Raw genomic sequence first — 25,146 nt, forward strand, 5'->3', positions numbered from 1 at the left:
GAAGCCCTGGCCCATGCATGACGGCGCTTGCCTGCAACAACTCATCCCTGTTGCGTCCCTTTAGGGGTGGCCTGGTCCGGATCGCCCATGGACATCCGAGGTGGCGCGGGCCAGGAACGGCAGGGCGGCGCAGGGCGGGAATGGCCAGGGATGTATTGCGATCTCTATCTGATGCGACACGGGCAGACGCTCTGGAATGCCGAGGGGCGGATGCAGGGGCGCCTCGATTCCGCATTGACGGATCTCGGGCGCCGGCAGGCACGGCAGCAGGCCGCGCTGGTCCGCGGGATCGATGCGATCCGGATCAGCAGCCCGCTTGGGCGCGCGGTCGAAACGGCAGAAATCGTTTTCGGCGGGGCCTCGTTCCTGACCGACGACCGTCTTGCAGAGATCGATATCGGCCGGTTTTCGGGGCATCTGATCGACGATCTGCGCCGGCAGGAGCCAGAGTTCTTCCGGGGCGATCGTCTGGCCTGGTACGATTCTGCGCCGGGCGGCGAGCATTTTCGGGGATTGCAGCACAGGGTCGGCGCGTTTCTTGCCGAACTGAGCCAGCCGGCGCTGATCGTGACCCATGGCATCACCCTGCGCATGCTGCGCGTTCTGGCGATGGGAACGGGCGCTGACCGGCTTGGCGAACTGACGGTCGAGCAGGGGGCGGTCCATGTCGTCCGCGGCGCCCGGCACGAGGTCTGGCGCCCGCGCGATCCGTGATCCTGGCGGCGGGGCTGGCATATGCGCGCGCCGCAGGCTAGAAGCGGCGGCAAGGGCGGTTAGCTCAGTTGGTAGAGCGCTTCGTTTACACCGAAGATGCCGGGGGTTCGAGTCCCTCACCGCCCACCAGGACCGCAGAGGGTGCGCAGATCAGTCGCGGCGTGGCGGCGTGGCGTTTACTCATTGCTTTCTTTGGCTCTAATTCGCGCGATCCCCGGCTTGGCGCGGCGTCGATCGTGGGCTATCCCTTGCGTAATCGGCCATGAGCGGCGCATCCGTGCCGCCAGAAGATGCCAAACGCGAGGAGGCTCGGAATGGGCAGGATAACACCGGTTCTGATGGCGGGCGGTTCCGGCACGCGGCTCTGGCCGGTCTCGCGCAAAAGCTTTCCAAAGCAGTTCGCGCCCCTGATCGGCGCCGAATCGCTGTTTCAGGCCTCGGCCCGGCGCCTGTCGGGCGAGGGCTATTCCGATCCGGTGGTGATGACCAATGCGGATTTCCGCTTCATCGTCGCCGAACAGCTGGACCAGATCGGCATCCGGCCCGGCGCCATCGCCATCGAGCCGGCCGGTCGCAATACCGCCCCCGCAATCCTGGCCGCGGCGCTGATGGCCGCGCAGGAGGATCCCGCTCGCCTGCTGCTGGTGGCGCCGTCCGACCATGTGATCCCCGATGCCGAGGCCTTCGCCCGCGCGGTGGAGGCCGGAGCCGAGGCGGCGGCTGCGGGACGGATCGTCACCTTCGGCATTACACCGGATCGCCCGGAAACCGGATACGGTTACCTGGAACTGGCCGGGCAGGGCGAGGGGCCGCAGCCATTGGCCCGGTTCGTCGAAAAGCCGGACGCGGCCCGTGCCGCCGAGATGCTGGCGCAAGGCAATTTCCTCTGGAACGCGGGCATCTTCCTGTTCGGCGCCGGAACCATGATCGAGGCCTTCCGTGCCCATGCCCCGGACTATCTGGCGCCGGTGCAGGCGGCGCTGGACGGGGCACGAACCGATATCGGCTTCCTGCGACTGGCCCGTGAACCGTGGGAGCGGCTGGCCGACAATTCCATCGATTATGCGGTGATGGAAAAGGCCGAGAACCTGACCGTCGTGCGCTATTCGGGCCGCTGGTCGGATCTGGGCGGATGGGATGCCGTCTGGCGCGAGGAACTGGACCGGGCGCCGGCGGCCGACGGGGTGGTCGCGGATGCGAATTCGACCGCGATCGACTGCGCGGATGTGTTGCTGCGCTCGGACAGCGAGGATTTGCAGGTCGTCGGCATCGGGCTGAAGGACGTGATGGTCGTGGCGACGCATGACGCGGTCCTGGTGGCCGAAAAATCCCGGTCGCAGGATGTGCGGCAGGCGGTCGTGGCGCTGAAGAAGAAGAACCGCAAGCAGGCCGTGGCCTTTCCCCGTGACCACCGCCCCTGGGGCTGGTTCGAGACGCTGGCGCTGGCCGACCGGTTTCAGGTCAAGCGGATCGTCGTGAAGCCCGGCGCCGCACTGTCGCTGCAAAGCCACGTGCACCGGTCCGAGCATTGGATCGTGGTCAGCGGCACGGCCCGGGTGACCGTGGATGAGACGGTGACGCTGGTGACCGAGAACCAGTCGATCTATGTGCCCCTTGGCGCCGTGCACCGGATGGAAAATCCAGGCAAGGTGCCGATGGTTCTGATCGAGGTGCAGACCGGCGCCTATCTGGGCGAGGACGACATCATCCGATACGAGGATGTCTATGCCCGCAGCAGCGGGGATTAGGAAATCCGTGGGCGGGACGACCGTAGACCGATGTCTTCGACCGTGATTCCCTGATTCCGGCAAGGGTCAGGAGGACGACAGGCCCGGGCGATTACGGTCAGGACCGGCACGCAGGTTGATGCGACGATCAGCACCCCGGTCAGCGAGGGCGATGGCAAGGTGCGCTGGCTCAGGCACAAGGGCAGGACGGGCATTGCCGCCTGTCCGAAAAGCGCGAGAGTAGTTTGCGGCTCGCAGTCAGTTCGCCATAAAGCTCAGCGAGCGCTTCGGCGCTCAATCAAAACTCCCTTTGCCGCTCGGTTCCTGCTAATGTTTATCGGAACAGTCGTAATATCTGCATGGCAACCTTGGAATGATCACCCAGAAGACGAAATACGCGCTCAAGTCGCTCATGGTCATGGCAGATGAACAGGCGAACGATGGTGCGGCCTTGCGGATCGAGGAAATCGCGGAACGATCGGGGGCGCCGAAGCGGTTTCTGGAACACATCCTTCTGGATCTGAAGCGTGCGGGGCTGATCGGCAGCCGGCGGGGCCGGAAGGGCGGCTATGAACTCATCAAGGATCCGGAACGGGTTTCCCTTGCCGAGATCCTGAGGCTGATCGATGGGCCGATGGCGCCCTTGCCGTGCCTTTCCCGCAAGGCCTACCAGCGCTGTGAAGACTGCAGGGATGAAAAGACCTGCCGCGTGCGTGCCGTCTTCGGCGGTTTCTACTCGGCCTATATTCTGATGATCGAGTCGCTCACGCTGGCCGATCTGATGGAAGACTCGCGGCCGCTCGAGCGTTTTGCCCTGCCCGAGGTCGCCGCGGAGGAATGATCTTCCAAAATCACGACGAAAATAGACGTGATTTTTCCTTTGCAAAACACGATTAAATCTGTCGTAATTAACGTGTCAGATGCCGCCGGAGACGTGCCGGGTGCGGAGCCGAGCTTCGCCCAGGCCCGTCAGCCCGGCCGGTCTGGCGCCGGAATTCGACAGGGATCAGCAAGGGAAACCACATGTTTCGCACCATCCAGATCGGCGCCCATGTGCTGGCGCAGGGCACATATATCCGAAGTTTCAACGACGGTCGCATCGAGATTGCAACCGGCAGGGATAGTCGTCTGGCCGGGCTGCCGGTCCAGCCGGGCGTAAGCCACGGGACGCACGGAGGCGCCGGCCAGAAAGAAATGAACGGCAAAGGCCGTGGCCGGATCTTTGCCGCACTTGCCGCCATCGGTCTGGCCTTCGCGGGCAGCACACCCGCCGCGGCACAGGATCAGGTCGAGATCCTCAATGTCTCCTACGACCCGACGCGCGAGCTTTACCGCGAATATAATGAGCTTTTTCACGCGTGGTGGAACGCGCAGGGCCATGCGCCCGTGACCGTAAGCCAGTCTCATGGCGGCTCGGGCGGTCAGGCGCGCGCGGTGATCGACGGGCTCGAGGCGACCGTGGTCACGCTGGCCTTGTCCGCAGACATCGACGCGATCGCCGAGCGCACGGGACGCATTCCCGCCGACTGGCAGGCGCGGCTGCCACATAATTCATCGCCCTATACATCGACGATCGTGTTCCTGGTGCGCGACGGCAACCCCAGGGGCATCGAGGACTGGGATGACCTGATCCGCGAGGATGTGGCCGTCATCACGCCGAACCCCAAGACCTCGGGTGGCGCCCGCTGGAACTTTCTGGCCGCCTGGGCCTATGCCGAGCGGAATGGGCTCGACCCGGCCGAATTCGTCGGCGCCATGTTCCGCAACGTGCCGGTGCTGGATACCGGAGCCCGCGGATCGACCACGACCTTCACCCAACGCGGGATCGGAGACGTGCTGCTGGCCTGGGAGAACGAGGCTTTCCTTGCGCTCAAGGAACTCGGCGAGGATGCCTTCGACATCGTGGTTCCTTCGGTCTCGATCCTGGCCGAACCGCCGGTGACGCTGGTGGATGGCAGCATCACCTCTGACAAACAGCGCGCCGCGGCCGAAGCATATCTCGAACATCTCTACAGCCCCGAGGCGCAGGCGCTGGCGCTGCGCCATTACTATCGCGCCTGGGACACCTCGCTGGCGGCACCCGAGGATTTGGCGCGCTTTCCCGATCTGGAACTGGTCACCATTTCCGATTTCGGCGGCTGGCCGGTCGTGCAGCCCAAGTATTTCGGAGACGGCGGCATCTTCGATCAGATCTACGAGGAATAGGCCATGAGGGCGGGCATTCTCCGCTCGCCCTCGCCCCTTCCGGGGTTTGGGCTGAGCTTCGGGATCATGATGGCGGTCCTGTCCGTCGTGGTCCTGCTTCCGATCGGGGCGCTGCTGGGCCGCGGCCTGATGATCGGCGCGGCGGATCTGTGGGACATGGTGAACTCGCGCCGGATCTGGTCGGCGCTCACCCTGTCCTTCCGGGCGGCCCTGATCGCGTCGCTTTTCAACCTCGTCTTCGGGCTGATGCTGGCCTGGGTGCTTGTGCGCTATCGCTTCTGGGGCCGGCGCTTCGTCGATGCGGCCGTTGACCTGCCCTTTGCGCTGCCGACTGCGGTTGCGGGCATTGCGCTGACGGCGCTCTATGCGCCCAGCGGGGTGTTCGGGCAGGCGCTGGCGCCGCTCGGAATCCGGGTTGCCTATACCGAGACCGGCATCTGGATGGCGCTGATCTTCATCGGCCTGCCCTTCGTGGTCCGCACCGTGCAACCGGTCATCGAGGAACTGGACCGCGAGGTCGAGGAAGCCAGCGCGACGCTTGGGGCACCCCGCAGCTATACCTTGCGCCGGGTGGTCCTGCCCACGCTGACACCCGCGCTGCTTACGGGCTTCGCCCTCGCGCTGGCCCGCTCGGTCGGGGAATACGGCTCGGTCATCTTCATCGCGGGCAACATCCCGAACCTGACCGAGATCGCGCCGTTGCTGATCGTGATCCGGCTTGAGGAATACAATTACGATGCCGCCGCAGCCATCGGGATCGCCATGCTGGTGATCTCATTCGCCATGCTGCTGGGCATCAACGTCATCCAGATCTGGAGCAGAAGGAGGATTGGCCTTGTCTGACAAGCCATGGAACGGATGCGGTCGCGCCCGGGAAGATCGCCCGCCACCGGGATCGGGCTTTGCCTTCGCCCTCCTGCTGGGATTGGGCGGGATACTGCTCGGGGTGATGTCCTATGTGGTCAGCGGCTCGCTGCCTGTCGCCACCCTGATCGGGGTGCTTGCCAGTCCGCTGCTGCTGGCGCTGGACGCGGCGATCTTTTTCCACCGCCGGGCCCGGCAGGCCGGCGAGGGCGATGAGGCGAATGGCCCGGTTCCCGCCTTCGCCGAGCAGGCTCATGGAGTGCTGAATGTCTGACCTCGCCCTTTCCCGTCCCGCGGCGGTGACGGATGAGCCGCGCGCCACCCGGTATCTGCTGATCGGGATCGTGCTTGTCCTGATCTCGCTTCTGTTGTTCGCGCCCCTGGTCGCGGTCTTTTCCGAGGCGATCCGGCAGGGCTGGGCGGCATCGATCGAGGCGCTGACCTCGCCCGATGCGCGGTCCGCCATTCGCCTGACGGTGATCGTTGCCGCCATTGCCGTTCCGCTGAATGCCGTCTTCGGCATCGCCGCCGCCTGGGCGATCACGAAATTCGACTTTCGCGGCAAGGCGTTCCTGATCACCCTGATCGACCTGCCGTTCTCGGTCTCGCCGGTTGTCGCGGGCCTCGCCCTCGTCCTGCTGGTCGGCGCAAACTCGTCGCTCGGCGCCTGGCTCGTGGCGAACGACCTCAAGATCGTCTTCGCCTTTCCCGGCATCGTGCTTGCGACCATGTTCGTGACCTTCCCCTTCGTCGCGCGCGAGTTGATCCCCGTCATGATCGAGCAGGGCCGGGCCGAGGAGGAGGCGGCACTGACCCTCGGCGCAAACGGCTGGCGGACATTTTTCACCGTGACCCTGCCCAATATCCGCTGGGCACTTCTCTACGGGGTGCTTCTCAGCAACGCCCGCGCCATGGGCGAATTCGGCGCGGTCGCGGTCGTCTCGGGCAAGATCCGGGGCGAAACCACGACCATACCGATCATGATCGAGATGCTCTACAACGAGTACCTTTCGGTTGCGGCCTTCTCGCTGGCCGCCGTTCTGGCGCTTCTCGCCCTGATCACGCTGACCCTGAAATCCCTGCTGGAATGGCGCCATGCCGATGTCCTGGCCGCCACGCGGCGTCATTGAGAAAGGAGCCGATCGATGAATATCGAATTCGAAGAGCTGGCCAAGGAATTCGGCACCTCGCGGGCGCTGCATCCGGTCTCCCTCGCCATTCCCTCGGGCGCCCTGATCGCGCTGCTCGGCCCCTCGGGATCGGGTAAGACGACCCTGTTGCGCATTCTGGGCGGGCTCGAATTCCCGACTTCGGGGCGCGTTCTGCTGGGCGGGCAGGATGCGACGGGCCTGTCGGTGCAAGAGCGCCGCGCGGGTTTCGTCTTCCAGTCCTATGCGTTGTTCAGGCATATGACCGTGTTCGAGAACGTGGCCTACGGTCTGCGCGCCCGCAAACGGCACGAGCGTCCGACCGAGGCCGAGATCGGCCGCCGCGTGAACCGGCTTCTGGACCTGATCCAGTTGCCCGATATCGGCGGTCGCTATCCCAGCCAGCTCTCGGGCGGGCAAAGGCAGCGGGTCGCGCTGGCGCGTGCTCTGGCGATCGAGCCGCGGATGCTTCTGCTTGACGAACCCTTCGGCGCGCTGGACGCGAAGGTGCGCAAGGAACTGCGTCAGGGTCTGCGCGAGATCCATGACCGCACCGGCCTGACAACAGTCTTCGTGACCCACGATCAGGAAGAGGCCATGCAGCTTGCCGACCTTGTCGTTGTCATGTCGATGGGGCGAATCGAACAGGTGGGCAGGCCGGCCGATATCCTCGCAAGACCCGCAAGCGATTTCGTGCGGGCGTTCACGACGGCCTGAGGCGGCGCGAACCCGCGGGATTTTCCGAGGCACGCGCCGTCACATAGCCCCGGAGATACCCGGTCAGATCGTTCGTATGTGGCAGAAAAACGACCCTATGAACGGCTTGCTGCGCCGTGGGGTGAACTGCAAAGGGAGGCCGCCTGTGAGCAAACCCGAACTCGACAGGATCGACCGAAAGATCCTGCGCGAACTCATGCATGACGCCACGCTGAGCACCACGGCATGGCCGATTTCCATCCAGTGACGTCTTGGCAAAGGCACGGCCGGGGCAGGGGGGCGATGACCTCGGGGCGCAGCATCGAATGAAGTTTTGTGACCGTGGGTCGCTTTTTCGCCGGGCAGGACAGCCGCCGGGCGGTGGAAACGACCCACAAGGTATCTGATCTGGCCTTCGATCGGGGCCGATCCTTTCTCGGAGAATGCCCTTCTCCGAACCGGGTCAAGTTTGGAATTCATATACACGATCACGTCAGTAGTCTTTTAGGTGAAAGGAGATTGCCATGATCAGGACATTGTTGATTCCCGGCCTCGATGGCTCCCCCGCGCCGCACTGGCAGCATTGGTGGGCCGCAACCGACCCGACCGCGAAAATCGTCGAGCAGCATTTGTGGTCGGATCCGACGCCCGAGGCCTGGCTGACCGAGATCGCCGCCGCGACGCTGATCCATCCCGGATCGGTTCTTGTCGGCCATTCCCTGGGCGCGTTCGCCATCGTTCGGCTTCTTGCGAACTGGCCGCAGATTCGCGTGGCGGGGGCATTGCTGGTTGCCCCGGCCGAGTCGTCCCAAGGCCGCAGGACCAAACGATTCGGCCCCATCCCCGAGCGCGACCTCGGCGTGCCCTCCATCGTTGCCGCCAGCCGCAACGACCCGTGGATGGAGCAGGATCGCGCCCGCGCCCTGAGCGAAGCCTAGGGCGCGGATCTGATCGACATGGGAGAGGCCGGGCATATCAATGTGGCTTCGGGATACGGGCCCTGGCCCGAGGGCAAGGCCTTGCGCAACCTTCTGTGGCCCATGCGTGGCCGGTTGCCCACCCAGGTCTTGCGATCGCCGTCGGTTTCACAGCGCCATGCGCAGGTGTCTCCATGAATCCGGGCAACCTGGTTGATGCGGCGCGGCGCGCCGTGCCGATGGCGGTCTTCGCCCTCTGCTACGCCTCGGCGATCGCCGTCGTCATTTTCACCTGAGGCCGGCGCGCGCTCGACCCAAAGGAGACCACACATGTTCTGCTGTTATGGATACCAACCCGGGCTCGCCGCCCATCTGGGCAACGATCTGACCGCACAAGCAGGCCGGACGCCGAATGATGATCGCCGCGACCGCAACTGCGCCGTCATTTCGATTACACTGGCCGGGCTCTATCTCGGTCTCTTTCTCATGGTGAGGTGATGGATGGAAACACGAACTGGGCGAATACTGTGACGGCCTACGACGATCTGCCCGAACCCCTGCAGCGCCTCGCCGAAGATCTTCGCGACAAGGAAGGCGGCGTCTTCTTCGATACCTCGAAGCTGCATCCGGTCGGACATGAAGGCGAACATTTCAGGGTGCGCGGCCCCCTCAACGTGTCGCGCTCGCCTCAGGGTCGTCCGGTCATTGCGCAGGCCGGCCAGTCAGAGGATGACCGGGGCCTTGCCGCGGCAACCGCCGAGGTGATCTTCACGGCGCATCAGACCCTCGCCAACACGCAGGAATTCTATCGCGATATCAAGGCGCGCGCGGCGGCGCACGGGCGCAACTCCGATCACGTCCTCATCATGCCGGGCGTTTTGCCCTTTGTCGGCCGAACCGAAGCCGAGGCGCGCGAGAAATATGACCGGCTGACCTCGCTGATCCTGGAAGAAGACGGGATCGCGCTGCTGAACGGGTTGACCGGTGGAACGCCGGACCTGCGCGACCATGATCTGGACGGGCCGCTGCCGCCGGCACCGTCGACCGAGGGTATGAAGTCGCGGCAGGCGCTGATCCGGCAGATCGCGGGCGAGAACGGGTTTACCACCCGGCAGCTTTACAGTTGGGTTGCCTCGGCCCGTGGCCATTACACGGTCGTCGGCAGCCCCGCGCAGGTCGCCGACCAGCTTCAGGAATGGTTCGAGAACGAAGCCGCTGACGGGTTCAACATTCTCCCGCCATGGCTGCCGACGGCGCTTGATGACTTTGTCGATCTGGTGATCCCCGGGCTTCAGCGGCGCGGATTGTTCCGTACCGCCTACGAGGGGCGGACGCTGCGGGACAATCTCGGGCCGCCCTTCCCGGTCGATCGCAACGCGGCCCTGCGCTGTCGGGCGCATGCCGTTGAATGAGGCGCTGGCGATGACCTATCAGATCACAAGCAAGAACCTGCGGGCCCGAAGTGACCCGGACATCCGGGTCTTGCTGGCGCGGTCCGGGCGCGTAGCGCGCAACCTGACCGCGGATTACGGCCTGCTGGTCGGCTTTTTCGCTGGTTGGCAGATCCCCAGCACCGCGACCTTACCAAGACCTTCACCATAGACGGCGAAGCGCTGACGGTGCTGAAGAACATCAACCTCGACATCCGCGCGGGCGAGAGCCTTGCCATCGTCGGGGCAAGCGGTTCAGGCAAGACGACGCTTCTGCGGGTGTTGGCCGGGCTTGAGGAACCCGATGATGGCGGCGGTTTCATCGACGGGGCACCGGTCCTCGGCCTTGCTCGTGAACGCGCCGTCATCTTTCAGGTGCCGCGGCTTCTTCCCTGGCTGCGCGTCCTCGGCAATGTTGCCTTCGGGCTGGAATTGCGGGGTGTTCCGCGTGCCGAGGCCGAGGCGAGGTCGCGACATTACCTCGATCTGGTCGGGTTGGGATGCTTCGAGGCGGCCTGGCCGTGGCAGCTTTCGGGCGGCATGGCGCAGCGGGTCGGGATTGCCCGCGCCCTGACCATGCAGCCGGAAATCCTGCTGCTCGACGAGCCGTTCGGGACGCTGGATGCGATGACCAGGATCACCATGCAGGATGAATTGGTGCGGATCTGGACCGAGGAGGCGGTGACCATGGTGCTTGTGACCCATGATTTGGAAGAGGCGATCTTCCTTGCCGATCGGGTCCTGGTGCTGCCGAGGTCGAAGGGCGGGGTGTTCCGCCTCATCAAGGTGGACCTGCCGCGTCCGCGGGACCGAAATGACGCGGAATTCGTCCGGCACCGGCGGCAACTGATGGCCGAGTTCGGCCTGCATTGACCCGAAAAAGGGCCGGGTTGGACGGCCGTCACGACGGCCGGGGGATCAATCCGTCGCTTTGCGCAACAGGGCAACGCGCGTTGCCTGTGCGGCTCTGGCCGGCAACCGCCCGGAATTCCCAGCAAATGCTGGATATGGCGCGGCACGGCGCGTGCACCGGGGCGGCACCACCCGTGCACAGCGTGTACACAGCTTGCGGGCTGTGGTGCGGAATCCGGTTAAGGAATTGGCCGTCGGGGCGGTCGGGGAGGTCTGGTGGGCTGACGGATGCTGCGCATGGTTCGAAGCCGGGCGATCGCAGGTTCACGCCGCCGGCCCGTCTGGGGTTCGGCAAGCGGGCCGTCGTCCAGAGTTGGAAGGTCGGGCCCGGGGCGGTTCAGTAGCTGCGGATGAGGCCGACCAGACGGCCCTGAACGCGGACCGAGCCTTCGGGAAGGATGCGGGTTTCATAGGCCGGATTCGCGGCCTCGAGCGCGATCATCGCGCCCTTGCGGCGATACCGCTTCAGCGTGGCCTCGTGACCTTCGATCAGGGCCACGATGATATCGCCGTTCTCGGCGCTGTCCTGTTCGCGGATGACCACGACATCGCCGTCATTGATTCCGGCTTCGATCATCGAATCGCCCCTGACCTCCAGCGCATAGTGGCACTCGCGCCCCGTCAGCATCGTGCCGGGAACCGAGACATGGTGCGAAATCTCGGAGATGGCCTCGATCGGGACGCCGGCGGCGATGCGGCCCATCAGCGGCAGTTCGACCGCGGCGCTGTCGGCAATGCTCAGAGCGCCGCGCGGCCGGGTGGGGGCGTCGTTCGAGATCACCCGCGGGGTAAAGCCAGCCGTCTCGGCCGGGGCGTCGGTCGCCGGATGGGTCAGGGCATCGGGAAGCCGCAGGATTTCCAGCGCGCGGGCGCGATGCGGCAGGCGACGGATGAAGCCGCGTTCCTCCAATGCGGTCACAAGGCGGTGGATGCCCGATTTCGAGCGCAGGTCCAGGGCATCCTTCATCTCGTCGAAGGAGGGCGGCACGCCGTCACGCGCCATGCGTTTCTGGATGAATTCCAGCAACTGGATCTGCTTTCTGGTCAGCATCTGCCTGCCCCTGCTCAGACGTGTTCATAGAATGTTCTAACCTGCGGCGCGAATCGCGTCAACAGCAAGAGCAGGACGGCCTGCAGGAAAGGACAGGCCTCTGTGCGATGCAGCATAGTTCCCGTCCTTGAACACCATAGTTGCCGTATTGGCTCCAAGGCCGCCCGGAACCCGCCGTTCATGAAACATGCGACGAATGCCGGGTCAGAGCCCTTTGCGGACGGTCGGTCGTAGCTTAACGTGAACCGAAAAGTGGGTTTCATAAGCACGATGGGCGAGGCGTCTACCTCATTTCCTGCAAGAGTTCTGCGCAAAGAGGACTTTCTTCCCCGCTATGTCGTTGTGAAACCCGAATATGTGCGCGGTCGCACACAGTCTTTTCCCGCTGACGTGCTACTGAATGATGTAGGGCCATTCAGGCGGAACATCCGTCCTTGGGGCAAGGGCTCGGATGTATTCTTCTTCAACCTTACCGCCCCTCAATGCGCCAAGGCAGGAGTCGAAACAAACGACGAGTGCATGGTCACGATCATCCCGAAGGAGTGATCGTCGGACGTGACTGGCCGCTTCGTCCGCATCGGCGACATTCTCGCCCCGCGCAGCGAAAGTCGGCAGAGTAGAACCTTGCCGCGATAAACGTATGTCTTTTCGCGTTTTTTACCTGTCGATGCATGGTTCTCCGGAGAAATCCGACCCGTCAGTACGAAAACCATGATGCGCACCAGAGCCTCAGTGCGGCAGGCGCAGAAAGCAGACGATCTCTCCGGGTTCGCGGGCGCTGTCGCCGGCGGGGCGGATCAGCAGCGCATCCGCCCGCGACATCAGCGACAGGCGGGCCGAATCCTGATTGGGAAACGGGGTGATCAGGGGCAGGTCGGGGCCGTCCTGCAGCGTCGCGCGCAGATAGTGCTGCCGCCCGCCCTCGGGTGAAATGGCGACCGCCAGCCGCGCCTTTTCCGGCGCGGAAACATCCTCAAGTCCCTGCATCTTCCGGATCAAAGGCTGCATGAACAATGTCCCGCAAACCATTGCCGATACGGGGTTCCCCGGAAGGCCGATTATCGCGCCGGGGCCGAGCCTGCCGGCCAGCAGGGGTTTGCCCGGGCGCATGGCGATCTTGTAGAAGGCGCGCTCCATCCCGAGATCGGCGGCGACCTTGCCGATCAGGTCATGGTCGCCGACCGAGGCGCCGCCGATGGTCACCACGAGATCGGCACCCCGGGCGGCCTCGAACCCCTCGTGCAGGCTTGTCTCGGTATCGCGGGCGATGGGCAGGATCTGCGCGATGCCGCCGGCTTCGCGGACCTGAGCGGCGATGGCGAGGTCGTTCGAACTGATGATCTGGCCCTCGCCGGGGGGCGTTCCGGGCCGCACCAGCTCGTCCCCGCCGGCGAGGATGGCGACGCGGGGCCGGCGGGCGACGGTGACCTCGGGCACGTTCATCGCCGCAAGAAGGCCGATATCGGCGGGAGAGAGGCGCCGGCCGGGCGCCAGCGTATCGCCGGCCGTGAAATCGCCGCCGCGCCTGCGGATATTCGGGCCGCCCGACGGATCGGTGACGGTCAGGACATCCTGCGCGCGGCTGGTGTGTTCCTGCATGATGACGCGGTCATAGCCCGCCGGCACGGCGGCGCCGGTGAAGATGCGGATGGCGGTTCCCGGCGCGGCCTCGCCCCGCCAGGGATGGCCGGCGGCGGATTCCCCGATGATCCGCAGCGGCCCGCCCAGATCGTCCGAGCGCAGCGCATAGCCGTCCATCGCGGAGGAATCGAAGGGGGGCTGGGTCAACCGGGCGACGGCAGGTTCCAGCAGGACACGGCCGGCCGCCTCGTCCAGCGTGACGGTTTCGCCCTCGGGGGGGGCGGCCAGTGCCAGCACTCGGCTCAGCGCCTCTTCGACCGATATCATTCGTCTGCCCTGTAGTCGCCGGATTTTCCGCCGCTTTTCGTCAGCAGCCGGATGCCCTCGATGCGCATGGATTTCTGGGCCGCCTTCAGCATGTCATAGACCGTCAGGCAGGCGGTCGAGACGGCGGTCAGCGCCTCCATCTCGACGCCGGTGCGGCCGGTGGTGCGGACGGTGGCGGTGACGCGGATGCCGGGCAGGGCCGGGTCGGGGGTCAGGTCCAGCGCGACCCTGGCGATCGGCAGCGGATGGCAGAGCGGGATCAGCTCGGATGTGCGCTTGGCGCCCATGATCCCGGCCAGCCGCGCCACGCCCAGAACATCGCCCTTGGCGGCGCCGCCCTGGGCCAGAGCCAGGGTTTCGGGCGACATGATCACGCAGCCCTCGGCCACGGCTTCGCGCGCGGTCTCGGGCTTGCCCGAGACATCGACCATATGCGCCTGTCCGGCGCTGTCGAAATGGGTCAGGCTCATGCCGCACCCTGGGTTCTGACATCGAGGATCTGCCGCGTGGCGGCGGTCACATTGGCCTGCCGCATCAGGCTTTCGCCGATCAGGAAGCGGCGGGCGCCGACCTGCATCATCGCGGCCAGATCGGCGGCGGTGAACAGGCCGCTTTCGCAGACCACCTCCCGGTCGGCCGGAATGCGGGGCGCCAGCGCGCGGGTCACATCGAGGCTGAGATCGAAGGTCTTGAGATTGCGGTTGTTGATCCCGATCAGCGGTGATCTCAGGCGCAGCGCGCGGTCAAGTTCGGCGGCGTCATGCACCTCGATCAGCGCATCCATGCCCCAGTGGCGGGCGGCGTCCTCAAGCTCGGCCGCCAGCGCGTCATCGACCGAGGCCATGATGATCAGGATGCAGTCGGCGCCCCAGGCGCGGGCCTCGGCCACCTGATAGCTGTCGTAAAGGAAATCCTTGCGCAGCACGGGCAGGTCGCAGGCCGCGCGCGCCCCGGTCAGGAATTCGGGTGCGCCCTGAAAGCTGGGCGCATCGGTCAGCACCGACAGGCAGGCGGCACCGCCGGCCTGATAGGCGCGGGCCAGCGTGGGCGGGTCGAAATCGGCGCGGATCAGGCCCTTGGACGGGCTGGCCTTCTTGATCTCGGCGATCAGGGCGGCGCCGGTCGCGGCCCTTTCGCGCAGCGCGCGGGCAAAGCCGCGGGGGGCATCGGCGGCGCGGGCGGCTGTTTCGATATCGGCCAAGGGACGCGCCGCCTTGGCGGCGGCGATCTCGTCCAGCTTGTAGGCCCTGATCTTGTCGAGAATATCCATGGTCCGCTTCTAGCCCTCCGTGGGCGGCGAGGGAAGGGGGCGGTGCCGCCAGCCCTGCCGAGCTCCCCCGGGGGACCAGCCGGGGATCAGATCCATTCGATGGGGCTGCGGTCCTGCGTGGCCAGCCAGTCGTTGATGCGGCTGAAGGGGCGGCTGCCGAAGAAGCCGCGCCGCGCCGACAGCGGCGAGGGATGGGCGGTGGCGATCACCAGATCCTGCGGGCGCGGCAGGCCGGCGGCCGCCTTCCGGGCGTGATTGCCCCAGAGCAGGAAGGCGATGGGACCATGCGATTGCGCCTCGGCGATCGCCTGCCGGGCAAGGCGGTCCCAGCCCCAGCCGGCATGGGTGCCGGCTTTGCCCGGCAAGACCGACAGCGAGGTGTTCAGCAGCAGGACGCCCTGCGCGGCCCAGGACGACAGATCGCCGCTGGCGGGGGCCGCACCCAGATCGCCCTGCAATTCGGCAAAGATATTGGCCAGCGAGCGCGGCAGGGCGATGCCGGGGGCGACCGAGAAGGCCAGACCGTTGGCATGGCCGGGCGTGGGGTAGGGATCCTGTCCGAGGATCACGACCCTGACCTTTTGGGGCGGGACTGCGGCGAATGCGGCGAAAATCCGGCCGGGGCCGGGCAGCCAGCCGGGCGCGGCCTCCAGTCGGGCGCGGATCGGCGGCCAGTCGGTGCGGAAGAAGGGCAGATGCGCCCAGGCCGGGGGCGGGGTCACGCCTGCGCTTCGGGCGGGCCGGTCACCTCGGCCAGTTGCGTCAGCCGCGCCCGGGCGGCACCGCTGTCGATGGACTGGGCGGCGATGGCCGCCCCCTCATGCAGATCGGCCGCCTTGCCGGCGATCAGCAGCGCCGCGGCGGCATTCAGCAGGACGGCATCGCGATAGGCGCCCGGCTGGCCGTCCAGCAGCGCGCGGAAGGCGGCGGCGTTCCGCGCGGGTTCGCCGCCGATGATGTCCTCGAAGGGATGGCGCGGCAGGCCGGCATCCTCGGGGGTCACGGTGAACTCGCTGATCGTGCCGTCCTGCAGCGCGGCGACGCGGGTTTCGCCGGCGATGCTGATCTCGTCGGTGCCGTCGCTGCCATGGACCAGCCAGGCCGCGTCGGATCCCAGATCCTGCAGCACCTCGGCCATCGGGCGGATCCAGTCGGCCGAGAAGGCGCCGGTCAACTGGCGCCGCACCGAGGCGGGGTTGGTCAGCGGGCCCAGCAGGTTGAAGACGGTGCGCGTGCCCAGCTCGGCCCGCGGCGGGCCGACATGGCGCATGGCCGGATGGTGCATCGGCGCCATCATGAAGCAGATGCCGGCGCGGTCCAGCGCCTGCTGCGCCACCGCCGGGCCGCCCATGACGTTGATGCCCGTCTGGGTCAGCGCATCGGCGGCCCCCGATTTCGAGCTGAGGTTGCGGTTGCCGTGCTTGGCCACCGGCACGCCCGCGCCCGCCACCACGAAGGCAGTCGCGGTCGAGATGTTCAGCGTGCCCTTGCCGTCGCCGCCGGTGCCGACGATGTCCATCGCCCCTTCGGGGGCGTGGACGCGGTTCATCCGCGCCCGCATGGCGCGCGCCGCGGCGGCGATCTCGTCCACGGTCTCGCCGCGCACCCGCAGCGCCATCAGCAGCCCGCCGATCTGCGCCGGCGTCGCCGCCCCGTCGAACAGGGCCGAAAAGGCCGCCTCGGCCTCGGGGCCGGTCAGCGGCCGGCTGGCGGCGATGCCGATCAGCGGGCGGATATCGGTGCTCATGCGGCGGCTTCGTCCTTGCGGCAGCGGGCGAGGAAATTGCCGATCATCTCGTGGCCATGTTCCGAGGCGATCGATTCGGGATGAAACTGGACGCCCTCGACCGGCAGCGCCTCGTGCAGCAGCCCCATGATCGTGCCGTCATCCGAGGTCGCGGTGACGCGCAGGCAGTTGGGCAGGCTTTCCGGCTCGACCGTCAGCGAGTGATAGCGCGTGGCCTTCAGGGGCGAGGGCAGGCCGGCGAAGATGCCGGTGCCGTCATGGCTGATCGCATCCACCTTGCCGTGCAGGATCCGGTTGGCGCGCACGACCCTGCCGCCGAAGGCCTCGCCGATCGCCTGATGGCCGAGGCAGACGCCCAGCAGCGGGATCCCGCGCTCGGCGGCGGCGCGGATCAGGTCGAGGCAGATCCCCGCCTGCGCCGGATCGCAGGGACCGGGAGAGATCACGATGCCGTCAGGCGAGAGCGCCAGCGCCTCCTCGACGGTGATCTTGTCGTTGCGATGCACCACCACCTCGGCCCCGGCCTCGCCCAGATAATGCACGAGGTTCCAGGTAAAGCTGTCATAGTTGTCGATCAGAAGGATCATCGCGGAGGCCTTGGCTTGGGGGCGGTTCCCCCCCGGAAACGGGTCCGCTATAGATGGGCCAAAGCGCGCCGGGGGGTCAAGCCCGGCCGGGGAAAGAAGAGGCGCATGGCACGCAGTTTCTGGACAGGTTTGGGGCATGGCGCGGCACTGGGTGGCGGGCTTCTGGTGCTGATGTCGCTGGTCTGGCCGCTGCCGGAACCGGAACCGCCTGCGCTGCCGGGCGAGGCGGTGGTGCCCGGCAGCGTTGACCCGGGCGCGCCTTCGCCCGACGACTCGCCCATGGCTGCAATGCCGGATGACCAGCCCGCCGCAGCGGCAGAGGCGCCGGTTCCGGCCGCACCGGACATGCCCGAGGTGGAAACGGCCGCCCCGGCGGATGAGGCGCCCGCCGTCGAAAGCCCCGCAGCGGAGCCTGGGACGGAATCCGCCGCCGCCGGGGCGGGGCAGGACCTGCCTTCCGTCGAGGCGGCCGCGCCGGTGACGCGGCCCGAGGGCGCGCGCCCCGAGGCCGAGGCGGTCGGTCTGCCGGTGGGATCGGAATTCGGGCGTGGCGGCGATGTCGTGCCGCGCCTGCCAACGCCGCTGACGGTGCCCTCGGCGCGGCTGGACCAAAGCGACGCGCCGGCGGTGCGCGCCCCGGCGGCTGAGCCCGCCCCGGTCACCGTGACCGGCAGCAATGCCCGCCCCGAAACGCCGCAGGACCGGTCGGCGCCGCAATCGCCCGCCGTCGGCGAGGCAACACCGCAGATCACGCGCCCCGACAGGCTGGATCTTCCGGTGCTGGGACTGGCGCCGGCACTGGGACCGTCGGACCAGCGCGACCGGGTGCCCGGGCCGTTGCCGGTCGCCGCGCCGCCGGACCAGCGCCTGCCGCAGGCCAAACCGGAGGAACCGGCCACCGCCGCCGGCACCGCGCAGGCGGCGACCACGCCGGCCCCGTCCGTGCCGGTGTCCGTGCCCGCGCCCACACCGGCCATGCCCACACCCGCGCTGGACCTGTCCCTGCCCCCGGATCTGTCCGATCTGCGCAGTCTGGAGCGTAACTGACATGGCCCATCTGAATCCGGCGCTGCTGGCCACCTTCCCGCCGCCGGTGATGGAGGCGCGGCGCTGGCTGCAGGATGTCAGCTTTCCCCCCGACCGTCCGCTGATCAATGTCAGCCAGGCCGCGCCGGTCGATCCGCCCCCCGAAGCCCTGCGCCAGGCCATCGCCGAAGCCGCGCTGAGCCGGCCCGAGGCGCATCTCTATGGTCCGGTGCTGGGCAATCCCGATCTGCGCGAGGCGGTTGCGGCCGCGTTCTCGGCCGCTTACGGCGGGCCGGTCGGGGCGGGGCAGGTGGCGATCACGCAGGGCTGCAACCAGGCCTTCTGCACGGCGATCTCGACGCTGGCCGCGCCGGGGGACGAGGTGATCCTGCCGACGCCGTGGTATTTCAATCACAAGATGTGGCTGGACATGCAGGGCCTGATCACGCGGGTCCTACCCTGCGGCGCCGACCTGCTGCCTGACCCCGGCCGGGCCGAGGCGCTGGTCGGTCCCCGGACCCGCGCCATCGTGCTGGTGACGCCGAACAACCCCTCGGGCGCCGAATATCCCGCCGGGCTTGTCGGTGCCTTCTTCGATCTGGCACGGCGTCACGGGATCGCACTGATCCTTGACGAGACCTATCGCGACTTCGACAGCCGCGCGGGCGCGCCCCATGATCTGCTGACTCGGCCCGGATGGGACGAGACGCTGATCCAGCTTTATTCCTTTTCCAAGGCCTATCGCCTGACCGGACACCGGGTCGGGGCGATGATTGCCGCCGGGGCGCGGTTGGCGCAGGCCGAGAAGTTCCTCGACACCGTGGCCATCTCGACCTCGCAGCTGGGCCAGATCGGCGCGCTCTGGGGGATGCGGCATCTGCGCGACTGGCTGGCCGGCGAACGCGCTCAAATCCTTGCGCGATGCGCGGCGACCCGGCGGGCGCTGGCGGCGGTGCCCGGCTGGCAGCTGAAAACTGCGGGCGCCTATTTCGCCTGGATCGCCCATCCCTTCGCCGAAAGCTCGGCCGATCTGGCGCTGCGGCTGGTGCGCGAGGCCGGCATCCTCGCGCTGCCCGGAACCATGTTCACGCCCCCGGACGATCCCGTCGGCAGGGGTCATTTCCGGCTGGCCTTCGCCAATGTCGATTCGGACGGAATCGTACAACTGGCCGAGAGGCTGCGCCGGTTCCGTCCCTGAAGGCTTGTCGCGGCCCCGCGCCCGTCCTAAAGACGGCGCGAAGACGACCCCAAGGAAGGCCGCGGCATGAAGAACCTGCGTACGCAAGGAAAATCGACCATCGTCTGGATCCTGATGGGTCTTCTCATTCTGGGGTTGGGCGGCTTCGGCGTGACCAGCTTTTCGGGCGGCTCGGCCGAGATCGGCTCGGTCGGCGAGACCAAGGTGACGGCGGATCAGTATTACCGCGCCATGGTCCGCCAGATGAATGCCTATCGCAGCCAGACCGGCCAGCCGGTCAGCATGGCGCAGGCGCAGGCGGTGGGCCTGCCGCAGGCCGTGCAGGCGCAGCTTTTCACCGGTGCCGCGCTGGAGGAACAGGCGCGGCGTCTGGGCGTCTCGGTCGGGGATGACCGGGTCGGGCAGGCGATTCTGAACAGCGAGGTCTTTCAGGGTCCGAATGGCAGTTTCGACCGCACCGCCTATGCCCAGATCCTGAACCGCGAGGGCCTGTCCGAGGCCGAGTTCGAGGCCGAGGTCCGCAAGGACGAGGCGCGGCTGCTGATTCAGGCCGCCGTCACCGGCGGTGTCGTCGCCCCCGACGCGATGGTCGAGCAAAGCGCCCAGTGGCTGCTGGAGACCCGCGATATCGCCTGGCACGAACTGACCGAAGACCAGTTGCCCGCCCCCGTGGCCGATCCCGACGAGGCGACGCTGACGGCCTGGCATCAGGCCAATGCCGACCGGTTCACCGCCCCCGAGATCCGCAAGCTGACCTATGTCTGGCTGACGCCCGAGATGCTGGCCGAAGAGGTGCAGCTGGACGAGGATGCGCTGCGCGCCGTCTATGACCAGAATATCGACCAGTACCGGCAGCCCGAACGGCGACTGGTCAGCCGGCTGGTCTTCCCGACCCCCGAAGCGGCGGCCGAGGCGAAGGCGAAGATCGACGCCGGCGAAGAACCGTTCGAGACCTTCGTGCTGCAGCGCGGGCTGACGCTTGAGGATGTCGATCTGGGCGAGATGACCCGCGAGGAGCTTGGCGCCGCCGGCGCGGCGATCTTCGCACTGAGCCAGCCGGAAGTCGTCGGACCGATCGAAACCGATCTCGGGGCAGCACTTTTTGCCATGAACGGGATACTCGATCCGGTCGAGGTCAGCTTCGAGGAGGCTCGCGACGATCTGCGCGCCGAGGCGGCGGCGGATCGCGCCACCCGGATGATCGAGGACCGCATGGCGGATTTCGAGGATCTGCTTGCGGGCGGGGCGACGCTGGAAGAGGTGGCCGAGGAAACCGCGATGCAACTGGGCCAGATCGACTGGCCAAGCGACGGGAACCGGCCCGAGGGTGGCGTCGCCGGCTATCCGGCCTTCCGCGACGCGGCGGCCGCGGTGACCGCCTCGGACTTTCCGGAACTGTTCCTGCTGGATGACGGCGGCGTCTTCGCCCTGCGCCTTGACGAGATCGTGCCGCCGGCGCTGATCGCCTTCGACGAGGTCCGTGACCGGGTGGCCGAGGACTGGCATCAGGCCGAGGTCCGGCGCCAGCTGCTGGCGATGGCGGAAGAGGAAAAGGTCGAGGCCACCGCAGCGGCGGCCCCGCCGCCCGAGGCGATGCCGCCGGCCGATGCCGCCTCGCGCGTTGCCACGCCCGAGATCCCCGCCGAGGCCGGGCCGGACGCCGTCACCGAGCCGCAGCCGACCCCCGAGACCCTGCCCGCGCCCTGGACCATCGAGACCGGCCTGCGCCGCGATGGCTGGATCGACGGGGTGCCCGTGGATCTGGTCCAGCGCGCGTTCACCATCGCCCAGCCCGGCGAGATCGAGATCGTCGATGCCGAGGGGCGGGTCTTCCTGCTGCGCCTCGACGCCGTTCACGCGGCCGATCTTCAGGACGAGGAGGCGCTGCGGGTGATCGACATCATCGGCCAGCGCCTTGGCCAGGCGCTGCAGGCCGATCTGTTCGACTATTACGCCCGCGCCGCCCAGATCGAGGGCGGGCTGCAACTGAACCAGTCGGCGATCAACGCCATCAATGCGCAGGTCCAGTAGTGATGGATCTGACCCCCGATTTCCCGGCCTTCGAGACCGCGTGGAAGGCCGGGCAGAACCAGCTTGTGACGATCCGTCTGGCCGCCGATCTGGATACGCCGGTCAGCCTGATGCTGAAGCTGGCCGAGGCCGCGCCGATGTCCTTCATGCTGGAATCGGTGACCGGGGGCGAGGTGCGCGGCCGCTATTCCATCGTCGGCATGAAGCCCGACCTGATCTGGGACTGCCGTGACGGCCGCGCCCGGATCAACCGGCAGGCGCGGTTCTCGGACGAGTTCGCACCCGAGGACGGGCCGGCGCTGGACAGCCTGCGGGCGCTGATCGCGGAAAGCCGGATCGAGGCCATGCCCGAGGGCGTCCCCCCCGTTGCCGCCGGCCTCTTCGGCTATCTGGGCTATGACATGATCCGGCTGGTCGAACATCTGCCCGATGTGAACCCCGACCCGCTGGACCTGCCCGATGCGATGCTGATGCGGCCCTCGGTCGTCGCCGTGCTGGACGGAGTCAAGGGCGAGGTGACGCTGTGCGCGCCGGCCTGGCACGACGGATCCGACAATGCCCGCGCCGCCTATAGCCGCGCCGCAGAACGGGTCATGGACGCGCTGCGCTCGCTGGACCGGCAGCCATCCGAGCCGCGCGCCCTCGGCCATGATGCCGCCGTGGGCGAGCCGGTGTCGAACTTCACCCGGCCCGGCTATCTGGCCGCGGTCGAGCGCGCCAAGGATTATATCCGCGCGGGCGACATCTTCCAGGTCGTGCCCTCGCAGCGCTGGCGGATGGATTTTCCGCTGCCGCCCTTCGCGCTCTATCGGTCGCTGCGCCGCACCAACCCGTCGCCCTTCATGTTCTTCCTGAACATGGGCGGTTTCCAGATCGTCGGCGCCAGCCCCGAGATCCTCGTGCGGCTGCGCGACGGCGAGGTGACCGTCCGTCCGATCGCCGGCACCCGTCCGCGCGGCGCCGACGAGGCCGAGGACCGGGCGCTTGAGGCCGATCTGCTGTCCGATCAGAAGGAACTGGCCGAACATCTGATGCTGCTGGATCTGGGCCGCAACGATGTCGGCCGGGTGGCGAGGACCGGCACCGTGCGCCCGACCGAGCAATTCACCATCGAGCGTTACAGCCATGTCATGCATATCGTCTCGAACGTGGTGGGCGAGTTGCGCGAGGGCGAGGATGCCCTGTCGGCGCTGCTGGCCGGGCTGCCGGCCGGCACCGTCTCGGGCGCGCCGAAGGTCCGGGCGATGGAGATCATCGACGAACTGGAGCCCGAGAAGCGCGGTGTCTATGCCGGCGCGGTCGGCTATTTCGCCGCCAATGGCGAGATGGACATGTGCATCGCCCTGCGCACCGGGGTGGTGAAGGATGGCGCGCTGTATATCCAGGCGGGCGGCGGGGTGGTCTATGACAGCGACCCCGAGGCCGAGTTCGAGGAAACCGTGAACAAGAGCCGCGCCCTGCAGCGTGCGGCCGAAGGTGCGGCCAGATTCGTGCGCGGCAACGGCTGAAACGCGAAAGCGGCCCCCGCGAGGGGGGCCGCCGGCAGATCATCGGACGGGACGGGATTGCCGGTGTCAGTTGCCGGCCGGGTCGGCCGGGGCGCCCTCGACCGCGCGTTCCATGGGTTCGGCCTCGGTCGGGGGCGTCTCCATGGCATCCGTGCCCATGGTTTCAGCCTCCATCGGCATCTCGCCGTCCATCGCGCCGCCTTCCATCGGCATGGCGTCGGTCGCCGGCGCGGGTTCTGCGGCCGGATCGACGGTCGCCGGAACCGGGGTCAGCGCAGGCGCGGCCTCACGTTCGCGGAAAACGTATTCCGGGGCCGCCTCGGCCTCTTCCTTGGTCAGGTCGCTGGTGATTTCCTGCGCGTCGTAATTGACCGTCAACTGGTCGAAGGGCACCGCGATCTGCTTTTCGCCGATGCCGAGGAAGCCGCCGACCCCGATGATCGCCGCGATCATCTGCCCGGTCTCGCCATCGACGATCAGGTCGTTGATATCGCCGATGCCGCTGCCGTCGGGGGCGGTCACGGTGGCGTCGGTGATCCAGTCCAGACGCAGTTCATTCGCGGCCTGCTGCTGGGCAACCTTGCCGCTGGCAGCCACCTCGGCCGCCATCGCCTCCTGCGCGGCCGCGGGATCGGCGGTCATTTCGGTCGTGCCCGCCGCCGGATCGGCCGGCAGGGTGGTCGCCTCGCCGGGCATCGCCGGATCGTCCGTGCCCGCCGCATCCTGGGCGAGGGCAGGGCCGATCGCCAGCGGCAGAGCGATGATCGTGGTCATGAGAAGCTTGCGCATCTTCATCCTCCATTGTGGTCCATACGCGGCACCGGCACGGCCGGCGACGCGCTTCGGGGACCAAATGACCGGCACCCGTCACGGGTTCCTGCGGGTTGAATGTGGCGGGCAGGACTTCGCCCGGAGGCGGTGCCTCAGAGCTGAGGAAAGGCACCCGTCATGTTGTAATTATCTGAAATTAATCAGATGGTTCCATCCGACAATGAAGGTCCGGCGGAGGTTTGCCGGCCGCCCCTCGCGCGGGCTTTCTCAATCCTCGCCGCGATAGGGCTGGACATATTGCAGCGCCATGTCCCAGGGGAAGAAGATCCAGGTATCCTGGCTGACCTCGGTGATATAGCTCTGCACCATCGGCCTGCCCTTGGGCTTGGCATAGACGGTGGCGAAATGGGCCTTGGGCAGCATCTCGCGGATCAGTTCCAGCGTGCGCCCGGAATCGACCAGATCGTCGACCACCAGAATGCCCTCGCCATCGCGCATCAGTTCGGGATCCGGGCGGTTCAGAACCTCCAGCTCGCCCTGGCCGGCCTCGGCGCCGACGCCCTTGTAGGACCGGATCGAGATCGTGTCGATCGTGCGGATGTCCAGTTCGCGCGCGACGATCATCGCCGGCACCAGCCCGCCGCGCGTCACCGCCACCACCGCCCGCCAGGCGGTCCCGTCCAGCCGCCAGGCCAGCGCGCGCGCATCGCGGTGCAGCTGGTCCCAGCTGACGTGAAATCCCTTCTCATGGGGCAGGCGATCCATCCTTGGTCCTCTCTCGGTTCAGTGCCGCAGGATCAGCGACAGGCCCAGCAGGCCAATGGCCAGCCCGGCGCCGCGGTCGATCCAGAACTTTGCCGCATAATAGCGCCGCCGCAGCAAAGGCAAAGCCATCAGGCAGGCCAGTGCCGTATAAAAACTCAACTCGACCGACAGGGCGGTGGCATAGATCGCCGCCTTGTCGGCCAGGGACAGCGTCGCGGGAAAGATCGACAGCAGCACGGCGGAATAGAACAGCGCCGGCTTGGGGTTCGAGAGGTTCAGCGCCATGCCGCCCCAGAAGCTCATCCCCAGCCGCGATTCGGCCGGATCGGGCAGCGGATCGGGGGCGTGGCGCCACATCTTCCAGGCCACCCAGACCAGATAGGCGCCGCCAAGGAATTTCAGCGCGGTGAAGGTCCAGGGAAAGACCCGGAACAGCACCGTCAGCCCCAGCAGGGCGGCCAGACACCACAGCGAGGCACCAAGCGCCAGACCCCAGGCATAGGGCAGGGCGCGCCGCCGCCCCATGGCAAAGGCCGACTGGCTGACGGCGATGATGCCGGGGCCGGGCGACAGGATCGCCACGGCCAGCGTCGCCACGAACAGGCTGATCTGGTCGGCCGTGACCTGCAGCATGATGCGCCCCTGCCAGCCCGGCCGGTTCCAAAGCCCGC

26 protein-coding genes, 1 tRNA gene and 1 pseudogene are annotated in these 25,146 nt (G+C 67.3%); 18 read left to right on the forward strand and 10 right to left on the reverse strand.

Translation table 11 applies throughout. From position 1 onward, the window contains the following. Positions 1-87: 87 nt before the first annotated feature. From KNW02_RS10155 to KNW02_RS10220, 14 genes and pseudogenes are all read left to right on the forward strand, one after another. A complete protein-coding gene (locus KNW02_RS10155) occupies positions 88-714 on the forward strand; it encodes a histidine phosphatase family protein (RefSeq protein WP_252733671.1) in 627 nt (208 codons plus the stop codon). A gap of 53 nt (positions 715-767) precedes the next feature. Further along, positions 768-843 (forward strand) — tRNA-Val (locus KNW02_RS10160). Between the two features lie 185 nt (positions 844-1,028). Further along, positions 1,029-2,462, forward strand: a complete 1,434-nt coding sequence (locus KNW02_RS10165; protein WP_216033160.1) for a mannose-1-phosphate guanylyltransferase/mannose-6-phosphate isomerase — start codon at positions 1,029-1,031, stop codon at positions 2,460-2,462. A 352-nt stretch (positions 2,463-2,814) separates the two neighbouring features. Beyond that, positions 2,815-3,282, forward strand: coding sequence for an RrF2 family transcriptional regulator (locus KNW02_RS10170; protein ID WP_216033161.1), 468 nt, complete (start codon positions 2,815-2,817; stop codon positions 3,280-3,282). A gap of 182 nt (positions 3,283-3,464) precedes the next feature. Next, the gene (locus KNW02_RS10175) at positions 3,465-4,646 is read left to right on the forward strand and encodes a sulfate ABC transporter substrate-binding protein (protein ID WP_216033162.1); all 1,182 of its coding nucleotides are present in this window, start codon (positions 3,465-3,467) and stop codon (positions 4,644-4,646) included. 3 nt (positions 4,647-4,649) lie between these two features. Continuing rightward, positions 4,650-5,489 carry a sulfate ABC transporter permease subunit CysT gene (cysT, locus tag KNW02_RS10180; RefSeq protein WP_216033163.1) on the forward strand — a complete coding sequence of 280 codons (840 nt, stop codon included), beginning with the start codon at positions 4,650-4,652 and terminating at the stop codon, positions 5,487-5,489. Further along, positions 5,482-5,784 (forward strand): hypothetical protein, encoded by a 303-nt coding sequence (locus KNW02_RS10185; protein WP_216033164.1) that lies wholly within the window; start codon positions 5,482-5,484, stop codon positions 5,782-5,784. The genes cysT and KNW02_RS10185 overlap by 8 nt, the downstream gene beginning before the upstream one ends. Next, on the forward strand, positions 5,777-6,640 hold the full coding sequence (gene cysW, locus KNW02_RS10190; protein ID WP_216033165.1) for a sulfate ABC transporter permease subunit CysW: 864 nt from the start codon (positions 5,777-5,779) through the stop codon (positions 6,638-6,640). The genes KNW02_RS10185 and cysW overlap by 8 nt, the downstream gene beginning before the upstream one ends. A gap of 15 nt (positions 6,641-6,655) precedes the next feature. Next, entirely contained in the window at positions 6,656-7,375 is a 720-nt protein-coding gene (locus KNW02_RS10195; protein ID WP_216033166.1) for a sulfate/molybdate ABC transporter ATP-binding protein, read from the forward strand. Positions 7,376-7,520: 145 nt separating this feature from the next. Next, a complete protein-coding gene (locus tag KNW02_RS10200) occupies positions 7,521-7,622 on the forward strand; it encodes an AsnC family transcriptional regulator (protein ID WP_216033167.1) in 102 nt (33 codons plus the stop codon). A gap of 256 nt (positions 7,623-7,878) precedes the next feature. Further along, positions 7,879-8,469, forward strand: a pseudogene (locus KNW02_RS10205) (RBBP9/YdeN family alpha/beta hydrolase). A 132-nt stretch (positions 8,470-8,601) separates the two neighbouring features. Beyond that, complete coding sequence (locus KNW02_RS10210) at positions 8,602-8,769, forward strand: hypothetical protein (protein WP_216033168.1); 168 nt, start codon at positions 8,602-8,604, stop codon at positions 8,767-8,769. Beyond that, positions 8,769-9,683, forward strand: a complete 915-nt coding sequence (locus KNW02_RS10215) for an NtaA/DmoA family FMN-dependent monooxygenase (RefSeq protein ID WP_252733673.1) — start codon at positions 8,769-8,771, stop codon at positions 9,681-9,683. Before KNW02_RS10210 ends, KNW02_RS10215 begins: the two co-directional genes overlap by 1 nt. Before the next feature lie 144 nt (positions 9,684-9,827). Further along, positions 9,828-10,574, forward strand: coding sequence for an ABC transporter ATP-binding protein (locus tag KNW02_RS10220; protein WP_216033169.1), 747 nt, complete (start codon positions 9,828-9,830; stop codon positions 10,572-10,574). 376 nt (positions 10,575-10,950) lie between these two features. On the opposite strand, the gene lexA is transcribed toward KNW02_RS10220, so the two are convergent. The 7 genes from lexA to KNW02_RS10255 form a co-directional block, all read right to left on the reverse strand. Then, a complete protein-coding gene (lexA, locus tag KNW02_RS10225) occupies positions 10,951-11,664 on the reverse strand; it encodes a transcriptional repressor LexA (protein ID WP_216033170.1) in 714 nt (237 codons plus the stop codon). 729 nt (positions 11,665-12,393) lie between these two features. Beyond that, positions 12,394-13,572 carry a molybdopterin molybdotransferase MoeA gene (locus KNW02_RS10230; RefSeq protein WP_216033171.1) on the reverse strand — a complete coding sequence of 393 codons (1,179 nt, stop codon included), beginning with the start codon at positions 13,570-13,572 and terminating at the stop codon, positions 12,394-12,396. Further along, positions 13,569-14,042 carry a cyclic pyranopterin monophosphate synthase MoaC gene (gene moaC / locus KNW02_RS10235; protein WP_216033172.1) on the reverse strand — a complete coding sequence of 158 codons (474 nt, stop codon included), beginning with the start codon at positions 14,040-14,042 and terminating at the stop codon, positions 13,569-13,571. The genes KNW02_RS10230 and moaC overlap by 4 nt, the downstream gene beginning before the upstream one ends. Beyond that, on the reverse strand, positions 14,039-14,842 hold the full coding sequence (trpC, locus tag KNW02_RS10240; protein ID WP_216033173.1) for an indole-3-glycerol phosphate synthase TrpC: 804 nt from the start codon (positions 14,840-14,842) through the stop codon (positions 14,039-14,041). The genes moaC and trpC overlap by 4 nt, the downstream gene beginning before the upstream one ends. 86 nt (positions 14,843-14,928) lie before the next feature. Then, entirely contained in the window at positions 14,929-15,564 is a 636-nt protein-coding gene (locus KNW02_RS10245; protein ID WP_216033174.1) for a uracil-DNA glycosylase, read from the reverse strand. Beyond that, the gene (trpD, locus tag KNW02_RS10250; RefSeq protein WP_216033175.1) at positions 15,561-16,589 is read right to left on the reverse strand and encodes an anthranilate phosphoribosyltransferase; all 1,029 of its coding nucleotides are present in this window, start codon (positions 16,587-16,589) and stop codon (positions 15,561-15,563) included. The genes KNW02_RS10245 and trpD overlap by 4 nt, the downstream gene beginning before the upstream one ends. Next, positions 16,586-17,176, reverse strand: a complete 591-nt coding sequence (locus tag KNW02_RS10255) for an anthranilate synthase component II (RefSeq protein ID WP_216033176.1) — start codon at positions 17,174-17,176, stop codon at positions 16,586-16,588. Before KNW02_RS10255 ends, trpD begins: the two co-directional genes overlap by 4 nt. A 105-nt stretch (positions 17,177-17,281) precedes the next feature. On the opposite strand from KNW02_RS10255, the gene KNW02_RS10260 reads away from it, so the two are divergent. The 4 genes from KNW02_RS10260 (at position 17,282) to trpE (ending at position 22,939) form a co-directional block, all read left to right on the forward strand. Beyond that, on the forward strand, positions 17,282-18,223 hold the full coding sequence (locus KNW02_RS10260) for a hypothetical protein (RefSeq protein ID WP_216033177.1): 942 nt from the start codon (positions 17,282-17,284) through the stop codon (positions 18,221-18,223). A gap of 1 nt (position 18,224) precedes the next feature. After that, entirely contained in the window at positions 18,225-19,400 is a 1,176-nt protein-coding gene (locus KNW02_RS10265; RefSeq protein ID WP_216033178.1) for an aminotransferase, read from the forward strand. Between the two features lie 66 nt (positions 19,401-19,466). After that, a complete protein-coding gene (locus KNW02_RS10270; protein WP_252733675.1) occupies positions 19,467-21,431 on the forward strand; it encodes a peptidylprolyl isomerase in 1,965 nt (654 codons plus the stop codon). A 2-nt stretch (positions 21,432-21,433) separates the two neighbouring features. Continuing rightward, a complete protein-coding gene (trpE, locus tag KNW02_RS10275) occupies positions 21,434-22,939 on the forward strand; it encodes an anthranilate synthase component I (RefSeq protein WP_216033179.1) in 1,506 nt (501 codons plus the stop codon). A 66-nt stretch (positions 22,940-23,005) separates the two neighbouring features. Here the strand turns inward: trpE and KNW02_RS10280 are convergent, their stop codons facing one another. The 3 genes from KNW02_RS10280 to KNW02_RS10290 form a co-directional block, all read right to left on the reverse strand. Further along, positions 23,006-23,728, reverse strand: a complete 723-nt coding sequence (locus tag KNW02_RS10280) for a PRC-barrel domain-containing protein (protein WP_216033180.1) — start codon at positions 23,726-23,728, stop codon at positions 23,006-23,008. Between the two features lie 249 nt (positions 23,729-23,977). Continuing rightward, positions 23,978-24,475 (reverse strand): xanthine phosphoribosyltransferase, encoded by a 498-nt coding sequence (gpt, locus tag KNW02_RS10285; RefSeq protein ID WP_216033181.1) that lies wholly within the window; start codon positions 24,473-24,475, stop codon positions 23,978-23,980. A gap of 18 nt (positions 24,476-24,493) precedes the next feature. Continuing rightward, positions 24,494-25,108 (reverse strand): LysE family translocator, encoded by a 615-nt coding sequence (locus tag KNW02_RS10290; protein WP_216033182.1) that lies wholly within the window; start codon positions 25,106-25,108, stop codon positions 24,494-24,496. Positions 25,109-25,146 lie beyond the last annotated feature (38 nt).

Source organism: Paracoccus marinaquae, assembly GCF_018860165.1.
GTDB classification, from domain to species: domain Bacteria; phylum Pseudomonadota; class Alphaproteobacteria; order Rhodobacterales; family Rhodobacteraceae; genus Paracoccus; species Paracoccus marinaquae.

Coding starts and splice junctions, on each gene's coding strand:
- KNW02_RS10165 (WP_216033160.1), top strand. CDS start 1,029: ATGGGCAGGATAACACCGGTTCTGATGGCGGGCGGTTCCGGCACGCGG.
- KNW02_RS10280 (WP_216033180.1), bottom strand. CDS start 23,728: ATGCGCAAGCTTCTCATGACCACGATCATCGCTCTGCCGCTGGCGATC.
- KNW02_RS10255 (WP_216033176.1), bottom strand. CDS start 17,176: ATGATCCTTCTGATCGACAACTATGACAGCTTTACCTGGAACCTCGTG.
- trpD (WP_216033175.1), bottom strand. CDS start 16,589: ATGAGCACCGATATCCGCCCGCTGATCGGCATCGCCGCCAGCCGGCCG.
- trpE (WP_216033179.1), top strand. CDS start 21,434: ATGGATCTGACCCCCGATTTCCCGGCCTTCGAGACCGCGTGGAAGGCC.
- cysW (WP_216033165.1), top strand. CDS start 5,777: ATGTCTGACCTCGCCCTTTCCCGTCCCGCGGCGGTGACGGATGAGCCG.
- KNW02_RS10290 (WP_216033182.1), bottom strand. CDS start 25,108: ATGCTGCAGGTCACGGCCGACCAGATCAGCCTGTTCGTGGCGACGCTG.
- gpt (WP_216033181.1), bottom strand. CDS start 24,475: ATGGATCGCCTGCCCCATGAGAAGGGATTTCACGTCAGCTGGGACCAG.
- KNW02_RS10170 (WP_216033161.1), top strand. CDS start 2,815: ATGATCACCCAGAAGACGAAATACGCGCTCAAGTCGCTCATGGTCATG.
- KNW02_RS10260 (WP_216033177.1), top strand. CDS start 17,282: ATGGCACGCAGTTTCTGGACAGGTTTGGGGCATGGCGCGGCACTGGGT.
- KNW02_RS10265 (WP_216033178.1), top strand. CDS start 18,225: ATGGCCCATCTGAATCCGGCGCTGCTGGCCACCTTCCCGCCGCCGGTG.
- KNW02_RS10175 (WP_216033162.1), top strand. CDS start 3,465: ATGTTTCGCACCATCCAGATCGGCGCCCATGTGCTGGCGCAGGGCACA.
- KNW02_RS10195 (WP_216033166.1), top strand. CDS start 6,656: ATGAATATCGAATTCGAAGAGCTGGCCAAGGAATTCGGCACCTCGCGG.
- moaC (WP_216033172.1), bottom strand. CDS start 14,042: ATGAGCCTGACCCATTTCGACAGCGCCGGACAGGCGCATATGGTCGAT.
- cysT (WP_216033163.1), top strand. CDS start 4,650: ATGAGGGCGGGCATTCTCCGCTCGCCCTCGCCCCTTCCGGGGTTTGGG.
- trpC (WP_216033173.1), bottom strand. CDS start 14,842: ATGGATATTCTCGACAAGATCAGGGCCTACAAGCTGGACGAGATCGCC.
- KNW02_RS10270 (WP_252733675.1), top strand. CDS start 19,467: ATGAAGAACCTGCGTACGCAAGGAAAATCGACCATCGTCTGGATCCTG.
- KNW02_RS10210 (WP_216033168.1), top strand. CDS start 8,602: ATGTTCTGCTGTTATGGATACCAACCCGGGCTCGCCGCCCATCTGGGC.
- lexA (WP_216033170.1), bottom strand. CDS start 11,664: ATGCTGACCAGAAAGCAGATCCAGTTGCTGGAATTCATCCAGAAACGC.
- KNW02_RS10215 (WP_252733673.1), top strand. CDS start 8,769: ATGGATGGAAACACGAACTGGGCGAATACTGTGACGGCCTACGACGAT.
- KNW02_RS10230 (WP_216033171.1), bottom strand. CDS start 13,572: ATGATATCGGTCGAAGAGGCGCTGAGCCGAGTGCTGGCACTGGCCGCC.
- KNW02_RS10155 (WP_252733671.1), top strand. CDS start 88: ATGGACATCCGAGGTGGCGCGGGCCAGGAACGGCAGGGCGGCGCAGGG.